15 protein-coding genes and 1 tRNA gene are annotated in these 17,155 nt (G+C 69.9%); 8 read left to right on the forward strand and 8 right to left on the reverse strand.

Features of this window, described 5'->3' with window-relative positions; translation table 11 throughout:
- The coding region (locus FGF04_RS27245) for a nucleotide pyrophosphatase/phosphodiesterase family protein (RefSeq protein WP_149514390.1) at positions 1-1,367 on the forward strand (1,367 nt) is incomplete at its 5' end.
- Positions 1,368-1,532: 165 nt separating this feature from the next.
- A complete protein-coding gene (locus FGF04_RS27250; protein ID WP_149513998.1) occupies positions 1,533-2,717 on the forward strand; it encodes a sugar phosphate isomerase/epimerase family protein in 1,185 nt (394 codons plus the stop codon).
- 196 nt (positions 2,718-2,913) lie between these two features.
- On the opposite strand, the gene FGF04_RS27255 is transcribed toward FGF04_RS27250, so the two are convergent.
- The 4 genes from FGF04_RS27255 to FGF04_RS27270 all read right to left on the reverse strand — a co-directional run bounded on the left by FGF04_RS27255 (position 2,914) and on the right by FGF04_RS27270 (position 9,571).
- Positions 2,914-4,302: an OFA family MFS transporter gene (locus tag FGF04_RS27255; protein WP_149513999.1), complete on the reverse strand. Its 1,389-nt coding sequence runs from the start codon at positions 4,300-4,302 to the stop codon at positions 2,914-2,916.
- 123 nt (positions 4,303-4,425) lie between these two features.
- Positions 4,426-6,570 carry an acetate--CoA ligase family protein gene (locus FGF04_RS27260; protein ID WP_149514000.1) on the reverse strand — a complete coding sequence of 715 codons (2,145 nt, stop codon included), beginning with the start codon at positions 6,568-6,570 and terminating at the stop codon, positions 4,426-4,428.
- A 3-nt stretch (positions 6,571-6,573) separates the two neighbouring features.
- Positions 6,574-7,875: a formyl-CoA transferase gene (gene frc / locus FGF04_RS27265; RefSeq protein ID WP_268893789.1), complete on the reverse strand. Its 1,302-nt coding sequence runs from the start codon at positions 7,873-7,875 to the stop codon at positions 6,574-6,576.
- Positions 7,876-7,885: 10 nt separating this feature from the next.
- On the reverse strand, positions 7,886-9,571 hold the full coding sequence (locus tag FGF04_RS27270) for a thiamine pyrophosphate-binding protein (protein WP_149514001.1): 1,686 nt from the start codon (positions 9,569-9,571) through the stop codon (positions 7,886-7,888).
- Between the two features lie 210 nt (positions 9,572-9,781).
- On the opposite strand from FGF04_RS27270, the gene sucC reads away from it, so the two are divergent.
- From sucC to FGF04_RS27290, 4 genes are all read left to right on the forward strand, one after another.
- Positions 9,782-10,921, forward strand: coding sequence for an ADP-forming succinate--CoA ligase subunit beta (gene sucC / locus FGF04_RS27275; protein WP_149514002.1), 1,140 nt, complete (start codon positions 9,782-9,784; stop codon positions 10,919-10,921).
- 11 nt (positions 10,922-10,932) lie between these two features.
- Positions 10,933-11,832: a succinate--CoA ligase subunit alpha gene (gene sucD, locus FGF04_RS27280; RefSeq protein WP_149514003.1), complete on the forward strand. Its 900-nt coding sequence runs from the start codon at positions 10,933-10,935 to the stop codon at positions 11,830-11,832.
- 178 nt (positions 11,833-12,010) lie between these two features.
- A complete protein-coding gene (locus FGF04_RS27285; RefSeq protein WP_149514004.1) occupies positions 12,011-13,576 on the forward strand; it encodes an aldehyde dehydrogenase family protein in 1,566 nt (521 codons plus the stop codon).
- A 172-nt stretch (positions 13,577-13,748) separates the two neighbouring features.
- Positions 13,749-13,833: transfer RNA gene (locus FGF04_RS27290), tRNA-Leu, on the forward strand.
- A 77-nt stretch (positions 13,834-13,910) separates the two neighbouring features.
- On the opposite strand, the gene FGF04_RS42130 is transcribed toward FGF04_RS27290, so the two are convergent.
- The 3 genes from FGF04_RS42130 to FGF04_RS27305 are packed head-to-tail and all read right to left on the reverse strand — an operon-like array spanning position 13,911 to position 15,225.
- Positions 13,911-14,135 carry a DUF397 domain-containing protein gene (locus tag FGF04_RS42130; RefSeq protein ID WP_408055672.1) on the reverse strand — a complete coding sequence of 75 codons (225 nt, stop codon included), beginning with the start codon at positions 14,133-14,135 and terminating at the stop codon, positions 13,911-13,913.
- Between the two features lie 47 nt (positions 14,136-14,182).
- Complete coding sequence (locus FGF04_RS27300; protein WP_149514392.1) at positions 14,183-14,380, reverse strand: DUF397 domain-containing protein; 198 nt, start codon at positions 14,378-14,380, stop codon at positions 14,183-14,185.
- An 8-nt stretch (positions 14,381-14,388) separates the two neighbouring features.
- Positions 14,389-15,225: a helix-turn-helix domain-containing protein gene (locus FGF04_RS27305; RefSeq protein WP_149514005.1), complete on the reverse strand. Its 837-nt coding sequence runs from the start codon at positions 15,223-15,225 to the stop codon at positions 14,389-14,391.
- 179 nt (positions 15,226-15,404) lie between these two features.
- Here FGF04_RS27305 and FGF04_RS27310 point away from each other — a divergent pair, with 179 nt between their 5' ends.
- Both FGF04_RS27310 and FGF04_RS27315 read left to right on the forward strand, forming a co-directional pair.
- Complete coding sequence (locus FGF04_RS27310) at positions 15,405-15,815, forward strand: ATP-binding protein (RefSeq protein ID WP_149514006.1); 411 nt, start codon at positions 15,405-15,407, stop codon at positions 15,813-15,815.
- Positions 15,816-15,892: 77 nt separating this feature from the next.
- On the forward strand, positions 15,893-16,561 hold the full coding sequence (locus FGF04_RS27315; protein ID WP_149514007.1) for a Type 1 glutamine amidotransferase-like domain-containing protein: 669 nt from the start codon (positions 15,893-15,895) through the stop codon (positions 16,559-16,561).
- A 55-nt stretch (positions 16,562-16,616) separates the two neighbouring features.
- Here the strand turns inward: FGF04_RS27315 and FGF04_RS27320 are convergent, their stop codons facing one another.
- Entirely contained in the window at positions 16,617-17,093 is a 477-nt protein-coding gene (locus FGF04_RS27320; protein WP_149514008.1) for a hypothetical protein, read from the reverse strand.
- Positions 17,094-17,155 lie beyond the last annotated feature (62 nt).

Raw genomic sequence — 17,155 nt, forward strand, 5'->3', positions numbered from 1 at the left:
CCCCTCTCCTCGTCCTGGACGTCGTCGGCCTCACCCCCCGTCTCCTCGACCACATGCCGCACCTCAAGTCGCTCGCCCAGTCGGGCTCGCGGGCCCCCCTCGGGACCGTCCTGCCCGCCGTCACCTGCGCGGCCCAGTCCACCTTCCTCACCGGCACCCACCCCTCCGAGCACGGCATCGTCGGCAACGGCTGGTACTTCCGCGACCTCGGTGACGTCCTCCTGTGGCGCCAGCACAACGGCCTGGTGTCCGGGGACAAGCTCTGGGACGCCGCCCGGCGTGCCCACCCCGGCTACACGGTCGCCAACATCTGCTGGTGGTACGCCATGGGCGCCGACACCGACTACACCGTCACCCCCCGTCCCGTCTACTACGCCGACGGCCGCAAGGAACCCGACTGCTACACCCGGCCCCCGGCCCTGCACGACGAACTCACCAAGAAATTCGGCACGTTCCCGCTCTTCCACTTCTGGGGCCCCGGCGCCGACCTCGTCTCCAGCCAGTGGATCATCGACGCCACCCGGCACGTCATCGCCACCCGCCGCCCGGACCTGGCCCTGTGCTACCTCCCTCACCTCGACTACGACCTGCAGCGCTTCGGCCCCGACGACCCGCGCTCCCTGAAGGCGGCCGCCGACCTGGACAGGGCCATGGCCCCCCTCCTCGACGACGCCCGCGCAGAAGGCCGTACCGTCGTCGCCCTGTCCGAGTACGGCATCACCCGCGCGGACCGGCCCGTCGACATCAACCGCGCACTGCGCCGCGCCGGACTCCTCGAAGTGCACACGCAGGACGGCATGGAGTACCTCGACCCGATGGCCTCACGGGCCTTCGCCGTCGCCGACCACCAGATCGCCCACGTCTACGTCCGCCGCCCCGAGGACCTGGAGGCCACCAAGGCGGCGCTCGCCGACCTGCCCGGCATCGAGCAACTCCTCGACGACGAGGGCAAGAAGACCCATCACCTCGACCACCCGCGCTCCGGCGAACTCGTCGCCGTCGCGGAGCCCGACGCCTGGTTCACGTACTACTACTGGCTCGACGACGCCCGCGCGCCCGACTTCGCGCAGCTCGTCGAGATCCACCGCAAACCCGGCTACGACCCGGTCGAACTCTTCATGGACCCGCTCGACCCGTACGTCAAGGTCAAGGCCGCGGGCGCGCTGGCCCGCAAGAAGCTCGGCATGCGCTACCGCATGGCGGTCGTGCCCCTCGATCCCTCACCTATCCGGGGCAGCCACGGCCGCCTCCCCCTGAGCGACGACGAAGGTCCGCTCATCATCTGCTCCACCCCCCGCGCAGTCGGCGACCGCGTCGCGGCCACCGATGTGAAATCCCTGCTGCTCGACCTGGCCGGCCTCGGGTGACAGCACCCGGGACCGTCCGGACGGGCGATCACGAAAAGTGAAACACACGGCACCGACAGTGCGCCCGGCCTGTGGAAAACCCCGTACGACCGACAGCCGGACCCCTGCCGCACCGCTCGGCCGCCCGCCGCACCCGCTCGTACACCTATCCGAAAGAGAGACACCGTGACCGCGTTCAACGACGAATCCGGAACCGGCGACGCCCTGCGTCGCACCCTCGGCGTCGACCGCCGCCGCTTCCTCAGCACCTGCACCGCCGTCGCCGCGGGCGCGATCGCCGCCCCGGTGCTGGGCGCCGCGCCCGCCCTGGCCCAGGACCGCGGCAGAGACCACGGCCACGGCCATGACCACGACCACGGCAAGGGCGGTCACGTCCTCGTTCCGCCGCACCGGCGCGGCATCATCCTCTACACCGTCCGCGACGCCACGGCCCGCGACCCGCTCGCCTCCGACCTGCCCTCCGGCTTCCGCGAGGTCTTCAAGCAGCTGGCCCGCCACGGCTACCGCCAGGTGGAGTTCGCCGGCTACAACCAGCACGCCAACGCGCCCGGCGGCGCGAGCCTGGAGTCCGTGCAGGGCGCCAGGCTGCTGCGCTCCTGGCTCGACGACTACGGACTGCGCGCCCAGGGCAACCACGGCTTCATACCGCCCTCCTGGCCGCTGACCAGCGCCGACCTGGACACCTTCAAGAAGCACCTGGAGATCGCCAACATCCTCGGCATGGACCACATGGGCACCGGCGGCGACCCCACCGGCAGCTCCTACCGGGCCGACTGGGACGTGGCGGCCGACAAGTGGAACGCGCTGGGCGCGATCGCCCGCCGCGAGGGCATCAAGCTGTACACCCACAACCACGACGCGGCGTACGGCTTCCTGCTCGACGGCGGCCCGCTGGACGACCAGGGCCGGCCCACCCGCAGCTCCGGCATCCGCAAGCTGGAGTACTTCCTGAAGGTCACCGACCCGAAGCTGGTCTGGCTGGAGATGGACATCTTCTGGGCGCACGTGGCCCAGTACAAGTTCCACACCTACACCGCCCTCGACGGCTCCACCCGCAAGCAGGTCTTCGACCCGGCCGGGCTCGTCGTCCGTAACAACAAGCGCTACCCGCTGTTCCACGCCAAGGACGGCGTCGTGAGCACCACCAACGGCATGGGCTACGACATGGTGCCCTTCGGCACCGGCGTCATCGACTACCGGACGTTCTTCTCCCGCGTCGGCGAGCGGAACTACCACAACCCGATGATCGAGGACGACAACTCGCCCAGCGCCACCGACCCCGCGCAGTCGCTGCGCGAGGCCAAGATCAGCTACGACAACCTGGCGGCCCTGCGCTCGAAGCGCCGCTGAGCCCGGACGCCCGGACGCCCGGACGCACGACAGGCGGTCCTCCCCKCGCACTGCCGTGGGGAGGACCGCCGTCGTTCTCGGGAACCGGAACCGGAACCGGAAGCGGATCGCGGGGGTTCTCGCAGGACGTCGGGGACGAACGGACGAACGCGGCGGACAGAAGGGGGACGGAGCCTGCGGCGGGGCCTACGGGCTGTCAGGCCATCTCCTCGCCGATCGGGTGCGGGTTCGGCACGACGCGCTTGGGGTGCGGCCGGCCGGGCGCGCGCAGGAAGAGCGCCAGGACCGCGGAGCCCAGGCCGATGCTGCCGGCCAGCGCGAAGGCACCCCCGTAGCCCCAGGCGCTCACCACGACGGCTCCCACACCGGAGCCGACGAGACCCGAGATGAGCTTGGAGCTGTAGACCATGCCGTAGTTGGAGGCGTTGTTGTTCTCACCGAAGTAGTCCGCCGTCATGGCCGCGAACAGCGGGAAGATCGCGCCGCCGCCGAAGCCGGAGATCATCGAGCAGACCAGGAAGAACGGCATCGAGCCCACGTTCCCGGAGAAGAACACCCCGAACTGCGAGCAGCCGAGGACGACACAGACGATGACGAGGGTGTTGCGGCGGCCGTAGCGGTCCGAGATCCAGCCGATGACACCCCGTCCGGTGCCGTTCACGATGGCCTTGAGCGACATGGCGGTGGCCACGATGCCGCCCGCGAACCCCATCTCCTTCCCGAAGGGGACCTGCATGGCGATGCCGAAGATGTTGATGCCGGCCGTGCACAGCAGACAGAACCACATCATCCACAGCACGGGCGTCCTGGCCGCCTCGCGCGGTGTGTACTGCTTGACCGCCGGCGGGTTCTTCGCCAGCGCCCGCACCACCCGGGGGTCGGTCGAGGTCTTCAGCGGGTCGACGTGCGCGGGCCACCAGTTCTTCGGCGGGTCCTTGAAGAACCAGCCGGCGGACGCGACGACCGTGCAGCAGATCACGCCGACGAGGACCAGCACCGACTCGTAGTTGGACAGATCCATGTACGAGGTGAACAGGAACACGAAGGGCACGGAGCCGTAGGCGAAACCGCCGTTGACCATGCCGGTCTTGCCGCCCTTGCGCTCCGGGTACCACTTGCCGACCATGTTCACGCAGGTCGCGTAGACGAGGCCGGCGCCGATGCCGCTGAACATGCCGAAGCCGATGTACGCGACGATCACGTGCGGCGCGAACGCCAGCGAGAGGTAGCCCAGGAGCGTGCCGGTGGCGCCGAGCATCATGGCGTACCGCGCGGGCAGTTTCCCGCTCTCGCGCAGCTGGCCGGCCGGGAAGGCCACGGCCGCCTGGAAGAAGATCCAGACGCCCATCAGCCAGAAGATGTGCCCACTGTTCCAGAGGTGGGCCTCGTGCAGGGTGTCCTCGGCGGACGTGAAGGCGTACTCCGAGGAGCTGATGCCGAGCATGCCCATCCAGGGGAAGAGCACCATGGTCCAGCGTGGTCGCCCCATGATGTCCCGGTCGGTCTCGCCGATCCGGTACAGGCGGCCGTTGCGGTCCCTCACCTCCCGGTAGGGGACGGATGTCGTGATGTCGGTGGTCGTCATGTCGCGTAGCACCCCTTGCGTCGAAAGATCTGGCCAGCGCCCCCTGTCCAATGCCTTTCGTGTGCGCACGGGTCCCGGGGCGGGCCGACGCGCACCGTCGGCCCGCCCCCGCACCGGGTCACGTCATGAACCGCCCCCCAACAGCCCGGCCGCCCGGGCCCACCGGTACTTCGCGCCGAGCACCGCCACCGGCTTCTCGGTCGTGTACGGGTAGGCCACGACCCCGTGCTCGAAGAGGTACTGGCAGGCCTCCTCGACCTCGACGTCGCCGGCCAGCGACGCCACGACGGGCTTCTCGATCCCGCGCTCCCGGAATTCGGCCACCACGCGCGCGGTGAGCTCGGCGAAGACCATGGGAGGGGTCACGATGGTGTGCCAGTAGCCGAGGACCAGCGCATGGATGCGCGGGTCCTCCAGACCCAGGCGGATCGTCGCCTCGTACGTCGACGGGGGTTCGCCGCCCGTGATGTCCACCGGGTTGCCCGCGGCCCCGAAGGGCGGGATGAACGCCCTGAAGGACGCGTCCAGGTCCGGCGGGATCTCCATCAGGGAGAGCCCGTTGTCGGTCACCGCGTCGGACAGCAGCACGCCGCTGCCGCCCGCGCCCGTGATGATCACGATGTTGTCGCCCTGAGGAGTGGGCAGCACCGGCAACGCGCGCGCGTACTCCAGCATCTCGTTCAGCCCGGGCGCCCTGATGACACCGGCCTGCTTCAGGACGTCGTCGTACACGGCGTCGTCGCCCGCGAGCGCGCCCGTGTGCGACCCGGCGGCCTTCGCCCCGGCCGCCGTGCGGCCCGCCTTCAGGACCACCACCGGCTTCTTGGGGACGGTGGCCCGCGCGGCCTCCACGAAGGCGCGCCCGTCCTTGAGGTCCTCCAGGTGCATCGCGATGCACTTGGTGTGGGGATCCTCGCCGAACCAGGTCAGCAGGTCGTCCTCGTCCAGGTCCGACTTGTTGCCGAGCCCCACGATCGCGGACACACCTGTCTTCGTGGTGCGCGCGAAGCCCAGGATGGCCATGCCGATGCCGCCGGACTGCGAGGTGAGGGCGACGCCGCCCTTCACGTCGTAGGGCGTGCAGAACGTGGCGCACAGGTCCTGCCACGTCGAGTAGTAGCCGTAGATGTTCGGGCCCAGCAGCCGCACGCCGTACCGCTCGCCGACGGCCACGATCTCGTCCTGCAGTTCCTGCTCGCCGGTCTCCGCGAAGCCGGAGGGGATCAGGACGGCGTTGGGGATCCCCTTGCGGCCCACCTCCTCCAGGGCCGAGGCCACGAACTTGGCCGGGATGGCGAAGACCGCCACATCCACCTCACCGGGAACGTCGGTGACACTCTTGTACGCCTTGCGGCCGAGGATGTCATCGGCCTTGGGGTTCACCGGATGGATCTCTCCGGAGAAACCGCCGTCGACGAGGTTGCGCATCACCGAGTTGCCGATCTTGCCCTGCTCGTTGGAGGCGCCGATCACGGCCACCGAGGCCGGCTGCATCAGCCGCCGCATCGAGACGAGGATCTCCTCGCGACTGTACTTACGGCGTGGCTTCGGCACCGAATCGGCGAGGATGACCCGGATGTCCGCGGCCGTCGCGCCCTCCGCAGTCGCGATCACCGGGTTGAGGTCCACCTCGGCGATCTCGGGGAAGTCCGAGACCAGTTCGGAGACCCGGCGGATCTGCTCGGCGACCGCCCACCGGTCCACCGCCGGCGCGCCGCGCACACCGCGCAGGACCTCGGCGGCCCGGATGGAGTCCAGCATCGACAGCGCCTCGTCCCCGTCGACGGGCGCCAGCCGGAACGTGACGTCCTTCAGGACCTCGACCAGCACCCCGCCCAGCCCGAACGCCACGACCTTCCCGAACGTCGGGTCGGTCACCGCGCCGACGATGACCTCCTGCCCCTGGGGCAGCAGCTCCTGCACCTGTACGCCCTCGATGCGGGCCTGCGCGTCGTAGGCGCGGGCGTTCTCGACGATCCGGTGGAAGGCGGCGCGCACGTCCGCCGCGCCCTCCACACCGACGATCACACCGCCCGCGTCGGTCTTGTGCAGGATGTCCGGGGAGACGATCTTCATCACGACGGGACCGCCGAAGCGCGCCGCGTACGCGACCGCCTCGTCGACGTCCGTCGCCAGCTCCTCGCCGGGGACGGCGATCGCGTACGCGTCGGCGACCACCTTGCCCTCGGGCGCGGTCAGCGCCGTCCGTCCCTCGGCCCGTACGGCGTCGAGGAGCGCGCGCACCTTCAGCACCCGGTCTTCGGCCATCACTCAGATCACCCCGTTCGACTTGAGCAGGCGCAGTTCCTCGTCGCCCAGCCCCAGCTCGCCGACGTACACCTCTTCGTTGTGCTCGCCGAGCAGCGGCGAACTGGTCACGTCCACGGGGGAGTCGGAGAGCTTCAGCGGGCTGCCCACGGTCACGAAGTCGCCCCGCTCGGGGTGCGGCACCGTCACCACCATCTCGTTGGCGACCAGCGAGTCGTCCTCGATGATCTCCTTGGTGGACAGGATCGGGCCGCACGGGATGTTGTGGGCGTTCAGCTGCTCCAGCACCTGCCACTTGGGGAGCGTGGACGACCACTCCTCGATCAGCTGGAACATCTTGGTGAGCTGGGGCAGACGCGCCTCCGGGGTCGCCCACTCGGGGTCGTCCGCCAGCTCGGGCCGGCCGATCAGCTCCGAGAGCGGCTTCCAGCCGACGGGCTGCACGATGACGTACACGTAGTCGTTGGGGCCGCCCGGCGCGCACTTGACGGCCCAGCCGGGCTGGCCGCCGCCGGACGCGTTCCCGGACCTGGGAACCTCGTCGCCGAAGTCGTCGTTGGGATATTCACGGAGCGGGCCATGGGCCAGGCGCTGCTGATCGCGCAACTTCACCCGGCAGAGGTTGAGCACGGCGTGCTGCATGGCCACATTGACCCGCTGACCGCGCCCGGTGTTCTCCCGCTGGTACAGCGCCGCGAGAATCCCCGCCACGGCGTGGATGCCCGTGCCCGAGTCACCGATCTGGGCCCCCGTCGCCAGCGGCGGTCCGTCCTCGAAGCCGGTGGTCGACATCGACCCGCCCATGGCCTGCGCGACGACCTCGTACGCCTTGAAGTTGGTGTACGGGCCGTCCCCGAACCCCTTGATGGAGGCATAGACGATCCGCGGATTGATCTCCTGGATGCGGTCCCAGGTGAAGCCCATGCGGTCGACCGCGCCCGGCCCGAAGTTCTCGACCATGACGTCCGAGTGCCGGATCAGCTCGGTGAGGATCTCCTTGCCGCGCTCGGTCTTGGTGTTGAGGGTGATGCTGCGCTTGTTGCAGTTGAGCATCGTGAAGTAGAGGGAGTCGACGTCCGGGAGGTCGCGCAGCTGCTTGCGCGTGATGTCCCCGGTCGGCGCCTCCAGCTTGACGACGTCCGCGCCGAGCCAGGCGAGCAGCTGGGTGGCGGAGGGTCCCGACTGGACGTGCGTCATGTCGAGGACGCGGATGCCTTCGAGGGCTTTGGGCGCCGTCGGCGTGGCCGTCGCCGGCGCGGACGGTGCCGTCGTGGTCGACGCCGGGTTCGCGGTCGCTTTCGTCAACGGTTCCACCTCACTTGTACATCGTCTGGTTCATGGTTCCGGGGGCGTACGCGTCCGGGTCGACCCAGACGTTGATGAGCGAGGGCTTGCCCGACTCACGGGCGCGCCGCAGGGCCGGGCCGATGTCGGCGGGGTCGCGGACCTCCTCGCCGTAACCGCCCAGCATCTGGGCGAACTTGTCGTAGTGGACGTCGCCGAGGGTGTTGCCGACCCGCTCGCGCTCCGTGCCGTACTTGGCGGCCTGGCCGTAGCGGATCTGGTTCATGGAGGAGTTGTTGCCGACGATGCCGACGAAGGGGAGGTCGTAGCGGACGAGGGTCTCGAAGTCCCAGCCGGTGAGGGAGAACGCGCCGTCCCCGAAGAGGGCGACGACCTCCTTGTCGGGCCGCGCCTTCTTGGCGGCGAGCACGAAGGGGACGCCGACGCCGAGCGTGCCGAGCGGTCCCGGGTCCATCCAGTGCCCGGGTGACTTGGGCTGCACGACCTGCCCGGAGAAGGTGACGATGTCGCCGCCGTCCCCGATGTAGACGGAGTCCTCGGTCAGGAAGTCGTTGATCTCGCTGACCAGCCGGTACGGGTGGATCGGCGAGGCGTCGGACCGCAGGCTCGGCAGCCGCTTCTCGATGGCGCTCTGCTCGGCGGCGCGCAGTTCGTCGAGCCACTCCTTGCGCTTGGACGCGCCGCCGTTGAGGCGCCCGGAGGCGGCCTCGGCGACCGACTTCAGGACGAGGCCCGCGTCCCCGACGATGCCGAGGTCGATGTCCCGGTTCTTGCCGACGGTCCGGTAGTCGAGGTCGATCTGCACGACGGTCGCGTCGGGGGAGAGCCGCTTGCCGTAGCCCATGCGGAAGTCGAAGGGGGTGCCGACGATCACGATGACGTCGGCGTGGGAGAAGGCGTACCGGCGCGAGAGCTGGAAGTGGTGCGGGTCGCCCGGCGGCAGCGTGCCGCGTCCGGCGCCGTTCATGTAGGCGGGGATGTTGAGGCTGCGCACGAGGTCGATGGCGGACGCGGTGCCGCGGGTCGTCCACACCTGGCTGCCCAGCAGGATCGCCGGCTTCTCGGCGTGCACGAGGAGGTCGGCGAGCTTCTCGATCGCCTCGGGGTCGCCGGCCGAGCGGGTGGAGGCCCGGTAGTGACCGGCCGCGGGCACCCGTGCCTTCTCCACCGGCACCTTGGCGTCCAGGACGTCGCGCGGGATCTCCAGGAAGGAGGGGCCCGGCGCCCCGTGGTAGCACTCGCGGAACGCCATGGACACCATGTCGGCGGCCCGCGCGGTGTCCGGCACGGTCGCCGCGAACTTGGTGATCGGCGTCATCATGTCGACGTGCGGCAGGTCCTGGAGGGACCCCATCTTGTGCTGGGAGTGGGCGCCCTGGCCGCCGATCAGCAGCATCGGGGACTCCGCGCGGAAGGCGTTGGCGACACCGGTCACGGCGTCGGTCGTGCCGGGCCCCGCGGTGACGACGGCGCAGCCGGGCTTGCCGGTGATGCGCGCGTACCCGTCGGCGGCGTGGGCGGCGACCTGCTCGTGGCGTACGTCGACCACCTCGATGCCTTCGTCGACGCAGCCGTCGTAGATGTCGATGATGTGGCCGCCGCAGAGCGTGTAGATGACCTCCACGCCCTCCGCTTTGAGTGCCTTGGCGACCAGGTGCCCACCGGAGATGAGGTTCTGGCTGGTGTCGTCGGGCATGGCGAAGTCCTGTCCCTTCGTAGGGGATTGGGCGCGCGGAAAAGCGCTGAAGCGCAATGCATACGTGCAGCTCGTACGGGGTGCGCGCACTGTTCGTGGATGCCGTCGCGGTACATTGCATACAGTCGACGAATACTGTATGAAGCTTGTTATCCCGCATCCGGTGGGTGGTGTCCAGGGGGCGTGCGGCACTTTTCAGAGGGAGCCGAGATGGACCTGTTCGAGCACCAGGCAAGGGAACTCTTCGAGGAACACGGCATCCCGGTGCCGAGGGCGGAGGTCACCGACTCGTCCAAGGAGGCGCGCGGGATCGCCCGCAGGCTGGGCGGCCGCGTCGTGGTCAAGGCCCAGGTCAGGACCGGTGGACGGGGCAAGGCGGGCGGCGTGAAACTCGCCGCCGACCCCTCCGCCGCCGAGCTGACGGCGCGCCAGATCCTCGGCATGGACATCAAGGGACACACCGTCCGCACGGTGATGCTGGCCCAACCGGTGGACATCGACGCCGAGTTCTACGTCGGTTACGTACTGGACCGCGCGGCTGGCCGGTTCCTGGCCATCGCCTCGGCCGAGGGCGGCATGGACATCGAGGAGGTCGCCGCCACCCGGCCGGACGCCGTGGCACGCGTCCACATCGACCCGGCCGAGGGCGTCACCTCGGCGAAGGCCACCGAGATCGCCGACGCGGCCGGCCTGCCCCCGCGGACCGTCGACGTCCTGGTCAGGCTCTGGGACGTCCTCGTCCGCGAGGACGCCGTCCTCGTCGAGGTCAACCCCCTGGTCCGTACGTCCCAGGGGCAGATCCTCGCCCTCGACGGCAAGGTCACCCTCGACGACAACGCCCGCTTCCGCCAGGCCCGCTGGGGCGACCAGGAGTCGGTCCACGACGACCCGCTGGAGGCGGCCGCAGCGGCCAAGGGCCTCAACTACGTCAAGCTGGACGGCGAGGTCGGCATCATCGGCAACGGCGCCGGCCTCGTCATGTCGACCCTCGACGTCGTCGCCGGCTGCGGCGCGCGCCCCGCCAACTTCCTGGACATCGGCGGTGGCGCCTCCGCCCGGATCATGGCCGACGGTCTCTCCGTCGTCCTCTCCGACCCGGCGGTCCGGTCGGTCTTCGTCAACGTCTTCGGCGGCATCACCGCATGCGACGCGGTGGCCGACGGCATCGTGCAGGCCCTGGACACCGTCCGACTGACCAAACCGCTGGTCGTCCGCCTGGACGGCAACAACGCCGCCCGCGGCCGCGCGATCCTCGACGAGCGCGCCCACCCCCTGGTCCACCAGGTCACCACCATGGACGGCGCCGCACGCCGCGCCGCCGACCTCGCCCACACAGCCGACGCAGCCTGAAGGAGCGGGACATGGCCATCTACCTCACCAAGGAGAGCAAGGTCCTCGTCCAGGGCATGACGGGCGGCGAAGGCATGAAGCACACCCGGCGCATGCTGGCGGCGGGCACCGACGTCGTCGGCGGCGTCAACCCGCGCAAGGCGGGCCGCAGCGTCGACTTCGACGACCGCGCCGTCCCCGTCTTCGGCTCCGTGCAGGAAGGCATCGAGGCGACCGGCGCCGACGTCAGCGTCGTCTTCGTGCCACCCGCCTTCGCCAGGGCGGCGGTCATGGAGGCCGCCGACGCCGGTGTCGCCCTCGCCGTCGTCATCACCGAGGGCATCCCGGTCCACGACTCGGTCGCCTTCACCGCGTACGCCGGGGACCGGGGCACCCGGATCATCGGCCCCAACTGCCCCGGCCTGATCACCCCCGGACAGGCCAATGCGGGCATCATCCCCGCCGACATCACCAAGCCAGGACGCATCGGCCTGGTCTCCAAGTCCGGCACGCTCACCTACCAGCTCATGTACGAACTGCGCGAGATCGGCTTCTCCACCTGCGTCGGCATCGGCGGCGACCCCGTCGTCGGCACCACCCACATCGACTGCCTCGCCGCCTTCGAGGACGACCCCGACACCGAACTCGTCGTCCTCATCGGGGAGATCGGCGGCGACGCCGAGGAACGCGCCGCCGCGTACGTCCGCGACCACGTCACCAAGCCCGTCGTGGGCTACATCGCCGGCTTCACCGCCCCCGAGGGCAGGACGATGGGACACGCCGGCGCCATCGTGTCCGGATCCTCCGGCACGGCCCGGGCCAAGAAGGAAGCCCTGGAAGCGGCGGGCGTACAGGTGGGCGGCACCCCGACCGAGACGGCCCGGCTGGTCCTGGACCGCCTCGGGACGCGACGTGATGTCACTCATAGTTGACATGCCCTTACTTACGGACGCCGCCCGGGCTCGCTAGCGTCCCCGTACGACGTCCTCGTACGACGTTCCCGGACGCGTACGACGTCTGCCCGTGCGGGCGCATGACGTCCACGCCCCCGTACGCGGGACGAGCCATGAACGACCGCCCCCGACTGTGCACCGAGAGCGGAGCAACCGAATGGCACCCACATCCACGGCCGTACCCCCGGCCACCCTCACCCTCAAGTCCCACACCTCGTGGGCCGACGCCTGGCAGCGCTGCCGGGCCGTCGCGCCCGAGGCCTTCCGGGACGACCGCGTCCTCAACCTCTGGGGCGCCGCCTGGCAGGCGGACGGCCGGGCCCTGCCCGCCACCAGCCCCGTCGACGGCAGCCCGGTCGCGGGCCCGCCCCGGCTGGACGGAGCCACGGCCCACCAGGCCGTACGCGCCGCCCTCGACCACCACCGCGCCTGGCGGCACGTCCCCCTCGACGAACGCCGGGCCCGCGTCGCGGCCACCCTCGACGCCCTCACCGAACACCGCGAACTGCTCGCCCTCCTCCTCGTCTGGGAGATCGGCAAGCCCTGGCGCCTGGCGCAGGCCGACGTCGACCGTGCCATCGACGGCGTGCGCTGGTACGTCGACGGGATCGAACCCATGATCGCGGACCGGACCCCGCTGGACGGGCCCGTGTCCAACATCGCGAGCTGGAACTACCCGATGAGCGTGCTCGTTCACGCGGTACTGGTACAGGCACTGGCAGGCAACGCGGTCATCGCCAAGACCCCGACCGACGGCGGCGTCTCCTGCCTCACGCTGGCCTGCGCGCTCGCCGCCCGCGAGGGGATACCCGTCACCCTCGTCAGCGGCAGCGGACGCGAGCTGTCGCAGGCGCTCGTGTGCGCGCCCGAGATCGGCTGCGTCTCCTTCGTGGGCGGCCGCGACACGGGCGCCGCGGTCGCGACAGCAGTTGCCGACCTGGGCAAACGACACGTACTGGAACAGGAGGGCCTGAACACCTGGGGCATCTGGAACCACACCGACTGGGACGCGCTGAGCGGCGTCATCCCGAAGCTGTTCGACTACGGCAAACAGCGCTGCACGGCCTATCCGCGCTTCGTCGTCCAGCGCGAGCTGTTCGACGACTTCCTGGCCGCCTACCTCCCGGCGGTCCGCACCCTGCGCGTCGGCCACCCCCTGGCGGTCGAGCACCCCGACGACCCGTACCCGCAGCTCGACTTCGGGCCGCTGATCAACGCGGCCAAGGCCAAGGAGCTGCACGACCAGGTCGCCGAGGCGATCGACCGCGGCGCCGTCCCCCTGCACCGCGGCAAACTCACCGACGCCCGCTTCCTGCCCGGCCAGGACACCTCGGCGTACGTCCAGCCGGTCACGCTCCTCAATCCGCCCCCGTCCTCCCCGCTGCACCACGCGGAGCCCTTCGGTCCGGTCGACACCATCGTCCTGGTCGACACGGAGGCGGAGCTGCTCGCGGCCATGAACGCGTCGAACGGCGCGCTGGTCGCGACCCTCTCCACCGACGACGAGTCCACGTACGCCCGGCTGGCGCCGCAGATCAGGGCCTTCAAGGTCGGCCACGGCACACCCCGGTCCCGGGGTGACCGCGACGAGCTGTTCGGCGGCTTCGGCGCGTCCTGGCGGGGCGCGTTCGTGGGCGGGGACCTGCTGGTGCGCGCGGTCACGCAGGGTCCGGCGGGGGAGCGGCTGCCGGGGAACTTCCCGGAGTACCACCTGATGCCGTAAGCGCCGCCGCGCCTCCTCCTCCACCCCTCGCCGACCGCCTTCCGCGCCCCGTGCGGCACCCCGTGCAGTACCCCGCCGGGGCGCGGAAACGCAGGTGAAAGCCACTCCGAAAGCTTGGTATTGTTGTCCATGTCGCCGCGGGGAACACCCCCGTCCAGGCGGCAGACACCTAGTCCGGGTGGCGGAATGGCAGACGCGCTAGCTTGAGGTGCTAGTGCCCTTTATCGGGCGTGGGGGTTCAAGTCCCCCCTCGGACACTTTAAGTAAGGCATGGACGAAGGCCCCGACCATCAGGTCGGGGCCTTCGTCGTGCGTACCGGTCGCCGGCCTTCGATCACCGCGATGGATAACAGGCCCTTGGCCTGAGCTTGTCTGTCAGTAATAACAGGCCCTTTGGGCTCATCACCAAAGGACCATTCGGGAAAAACCAGCGGACGACAGTACGGGGGGCGAGCATTTTGGAGTCGCGGACGGATATATGGGTGGGAGCGGTGGCGATCTCCACGCAGGCATTGCCGTCGCCCTCACCGGAGTAGGAGGACTTCCGCCAGGTGCCCATGCGTGCTCCCCTCGGCCTCTTTCCACACAACTTTGTTATCCAGTCGCTCAGTTGGCGGCAGAGGCCTTCAACGCTTCGAGGAAGATCGCGAAGGCCGGGGCAGGGAAGGTCAAGGTGGGGACGGCTGCACGGGGGCTGAGCGTTTTGGAGTCGCGGACGGATATGTGGGTGGGGGTGGTAGCGATCTCCACGCATTCGTTGCCGTCGCCCGGGCCCGAGTAGGACGACTTCCGCCAGGTGTCCATGGGATGCCTCACAGCTCTTTCGCCAGACGGTTGATGAAGTCACGCGACCGGTCAGGGTCGAGTGACGCCGCTTCCACCATACGGAGACTTGTTCGGTAGGTGCTGAGCTGAGCCTCCGAATCGATGAAGGTCGAACCGTGCAGCGCGTCGCGCACCACGGTGTCCAGCTTCGGCAGGGGGCCGCTGACGTACGTCATCGCGCTCGACGCTCCGGCGAAGCAGTCCAGGTCGAAGGGGATGACGCGCACGGTGATGTGGTCCGCGTCGGAGAGTTCCAGGAGTCGGACGAACTGGGCTCTGGAAGTGGCGCGGTCGCTGACTCTGATCCGAAGCGCCGCCTCGTGGATCACCGCTTCGTACGGAACGGTGGACTCCTGGCGCGCCTTCCGGTGCTGGATACGCACTTCGAGCTCGTCAGTGGTCAGTTTGGGCATCCTGACCGAGAAGACGGCGCGCGAGTACTCCTCCGTCTGCAGCAGCCCCGGCACGTACAGGATCGCCACGTGGCGCAGGAACCTGGCGTGGTACTCCAGTTCCGACAGATCCAGGAACGACGTGGGCAGCCGGCCGCGGTACTCCTCCCACCAACCACGCGTCCGGTCCGTCGCCATCTCGACCAGCGCGTCGACGAACTCCGCGTCCGTGCAGGCGTAATGGGACGCGAGTCTGCGCAGCCGCTCCTCGCTCACACCCGTGAGCCCCAACTCGATGTGGCTGATCTTCCCCCTGCTCGTTCCGAGAAGCGCCGCCGCCTGGATGGCGGACAGGTCGGCCGCTTCGCGCAACCTGCGCAGCTCGGCCCCCAGGCGCACCTGACGTGCCGTCGGTTCACGCCTCTGAACCATGAGTTGCTCTCCTCTTTTGAGGGTGGATCACAGGTTCAGCTTGTCATGGGTAGCAGAATACCCATACCGTCGGTGACGCAACGAACACGCTCAGGAAGCGCACCGCCCGTCTGCCATGACGGCTGCGGCATTGCCACCGCGCGTCCAAATCCCTTTCCAAGCAACGGAGTTGATGACGCATGCCCGAAACCTGGGACTACACCCTCCTCGTCCCGAACGATCTCAGAGCCGTCACCGTCTGCCGCCGCACCCTGCGCCTGATCCTCACCCTGCACGGCCTCATCGCCCTCGTGGACACGGCCGAACTGCTCGCCGCCGAGCTGGTCTCCAACGCCGTGCGGCACACGAAGGGACCCGCCGCCCTCCAGGTACGCCGGTCCGCGGAGGGCACCGTGTGGATCGGCGCGTGGGACACCGACCCCGAACCGCCGGGACCGCCGAAGCCTCTGGAGCACCTGGTCGACACGGAGGAGGGACGGGGGCTCGGGCTCGTCATGGCCTGCGCGGAGCACTGGGGCTGGACGCCGTCGGCCGGGTTCGGCGACCGCGGGAAGTACGTGTGGTGCGAGCTGGCCTCGAAGGCGGGGTAGGCACGCCCGCGCCACCAGGGCGGCAGGTGCGTCCCGGGCGCGTTGCGCGCGCCCGTCCGCCGTGCTTGGCTCGCCCGATGAATCTTCTGTTGACCGCGAGCGGCCTGCGCAACGAGACGCTGCGGGACGCGCTGCGGGACATGCTGGGAAAGCCGTTCGGGTCGGCGAACGTCGCGTACGTCCCCACCGCGTCGCTCGCCGAGCCCGGGGACCACGGGTGGGTCCTCGACGACATGAACCGGGTGCACGGCCTCGGCTGGCGGGAGTTCGACATCCTGGAGCTGAACGGCCTGCCCCGGCAGCTGGTGCTCGACCGGCTGCTGCACGCCGACGTCATCTACGTCTCGGGCGGCAGCCACTACCACCTCGCGCGCAGCATCACCCGGAACGGTCTGGCCGACGGCTTCCTGGAGGCGCTGGAGAGCCGGGTCTACGTGGGGTTCAGCGCCGGGTCGATGATGTTCAGCCGCCACCTCGACGAGCACTCCGCCGACGTCATCGGGGACGCCGCCGACCTCCACGTGCTCGGCGCGACCACCGTCGAGCCGCCGTTCGGCCTCTTCGACTGGTACCTCAAGCCCCACCTGTACTCGCCGGACTTCCCCGAGCGGGACGACGCCTGGGCCGACCGCATCGTCGAGCGGGCGGACTTCCCGATCTACTTCCTCGACGACGAGACGGCCGTCCGCGTCAGGGACGGCAAGGTGGACGTCGTCTCCGAGGGCCGGTGGCGTTTCCACCCGTGACGTGACCCGCGCCGGTCGCCGCCCCGTGCGGCCGCCGGGCCATCGGGCCATCGGGCTATCCCATGACCGCCCGGGCCGCGTCGAGGAAGGCCAGCCGGTTGTCCTCCAGGCGGTCCCGGACGCTCTCGCCCTCGGGCAGGCCTTCCCACACGGTCCGGTTGAGGTCGAGGAAGTACGCGCGCGCCGCGTCGTGCACGGGCAGCGGGAACTGGATGCGGATCAGCCGTTCCACGACCCAGAGCCTGTTCATGGCGTCCTGGGTCGTGACGAACCAAGGGGTCTCCTCGTCCCAGTCGCCGGGCCGGGTGAAGGCCGCGCGCTCCGCCTCGGCCGCCACCTCGACGAAGCGCTCCAGCAGCGCGAGCCGCTCCGCGCGCCGGGTCTCCGACAGCTCGACCTGCTGCCGCCACCGCTCCGTCCGCTCGGCCGACCGCTGCGTCGTGGACTGGACGAGGAAGGACAGCGCGCCACCGAGCACGACGCCGCCCAGCGAGATGAGCGACACCCAGACCTGACCGGACATGCCGCCCATCGTTCCACGCCGCCGATCTCCGGGCCCCGCCTTTCGGTTCCCCTCGTCACGATCCGGTCTCG

Source organism: Streptomyces apricus (assembly GCF_008369065.1).
Classification (GTDB): Bacteria; Actinomycetota; Actinomycetes; order Streptomycetales; family Streptomycetaceae; genus Streptomyces; species Streptomyces apricus.

What these genes read in the sequence shown, in the direction of transcription:
- FGF04_RS27260 (WP_149514000.1), bottom strand. Translation starts at nt 6,570, where the DNA reads ATGGCCGAAGACCGGGTGCTGAAGGTGCGCGCGCTCCTCGACGCCGTA.
- FGF04_RS27255 (WP_149513999.1), bottom strand. Translation starts at nt 4,302, where the DNA reads ATGACGACCACCGACATCACGACATCCGTCCCCTACCGGGAGGTGAGG.
- sucC (WP_149514002.1), top strand. Translation starts at nt 9,782, where the DNA reads ATGGACCTGTTCGAGCACCAGGCAAGGGAACTCTTCGAGGAACACGGC.
- FGF04_RS27320 (WP_149514008.1), bottom strand. Translation starts at nt 17,093, where the DNA reads ATGGGCGGCATGTCCGGTCAGGTCTGGGTGTCGCTCATCTCGCTGGGC.
- sucD (WP_149514003.1), top strand. Translation starts at nt 10,933, where the DNA reads ATGGCCATCTACCTCACCAAGGAGAGCAAGGTCCTCGTCCAGGGCATG.
- FGF04_RS27305 (WP_149514005.1), bottom strand. Translation starts at nt 15,225, where the DNA reads ATGGTTCAGAGGCGTGAACCGACGGCACGTCAGGTGCGCCTGGGGGCC.
- FGF04_RS27285 (WP_149514004.1), top strand. Translation starts at nt 12,011, where the DNA reads ATGGCACCCACATCCACGGCCGTACCCCCGGCCACCCTCACCCTCAAG.
- FGF04_RS27310 (WP_149514006.1), top strand. Translation starts at nt 15,405, where the DNA reads ATGCCCGAAACCTGGGACTACACCCTCCTCGTCCCGAACGATCTCAGA.
- FGF04_RS27315 (WP_149514007.1), top strand. Translation starts at nt 15,893, where the DNA reads ATGAATCTTCTGTTGACCGCGAGCGGCCTGCGCAACGAGACGCTGCGG.
- FGF04_RS27300 (WP_149514392.1), bottom strand. Translation starts at nt 14,380, where the DNA reads ATGGACACCTGGCGGAAGTCGTCCTACTCGGGCCCGGGCGACGGCAAC.
- FGF04_RS27270 (WP_149514001.1), bottom strand. Translation starts at nt 9,571, where the DNA reads ATGCCCGACGACACCAGCCAGAACCTCATCTCCGGTGGGCACCTGGTC.
- FGF04_RS42130 (WP_408055672.1), bottom strand. Translation starts at nt 14,135, where the DNA reads ATGGGCACCTGGCGGAAGTCCTCCTACTCCGGTGAGGGCGACGGCAAT.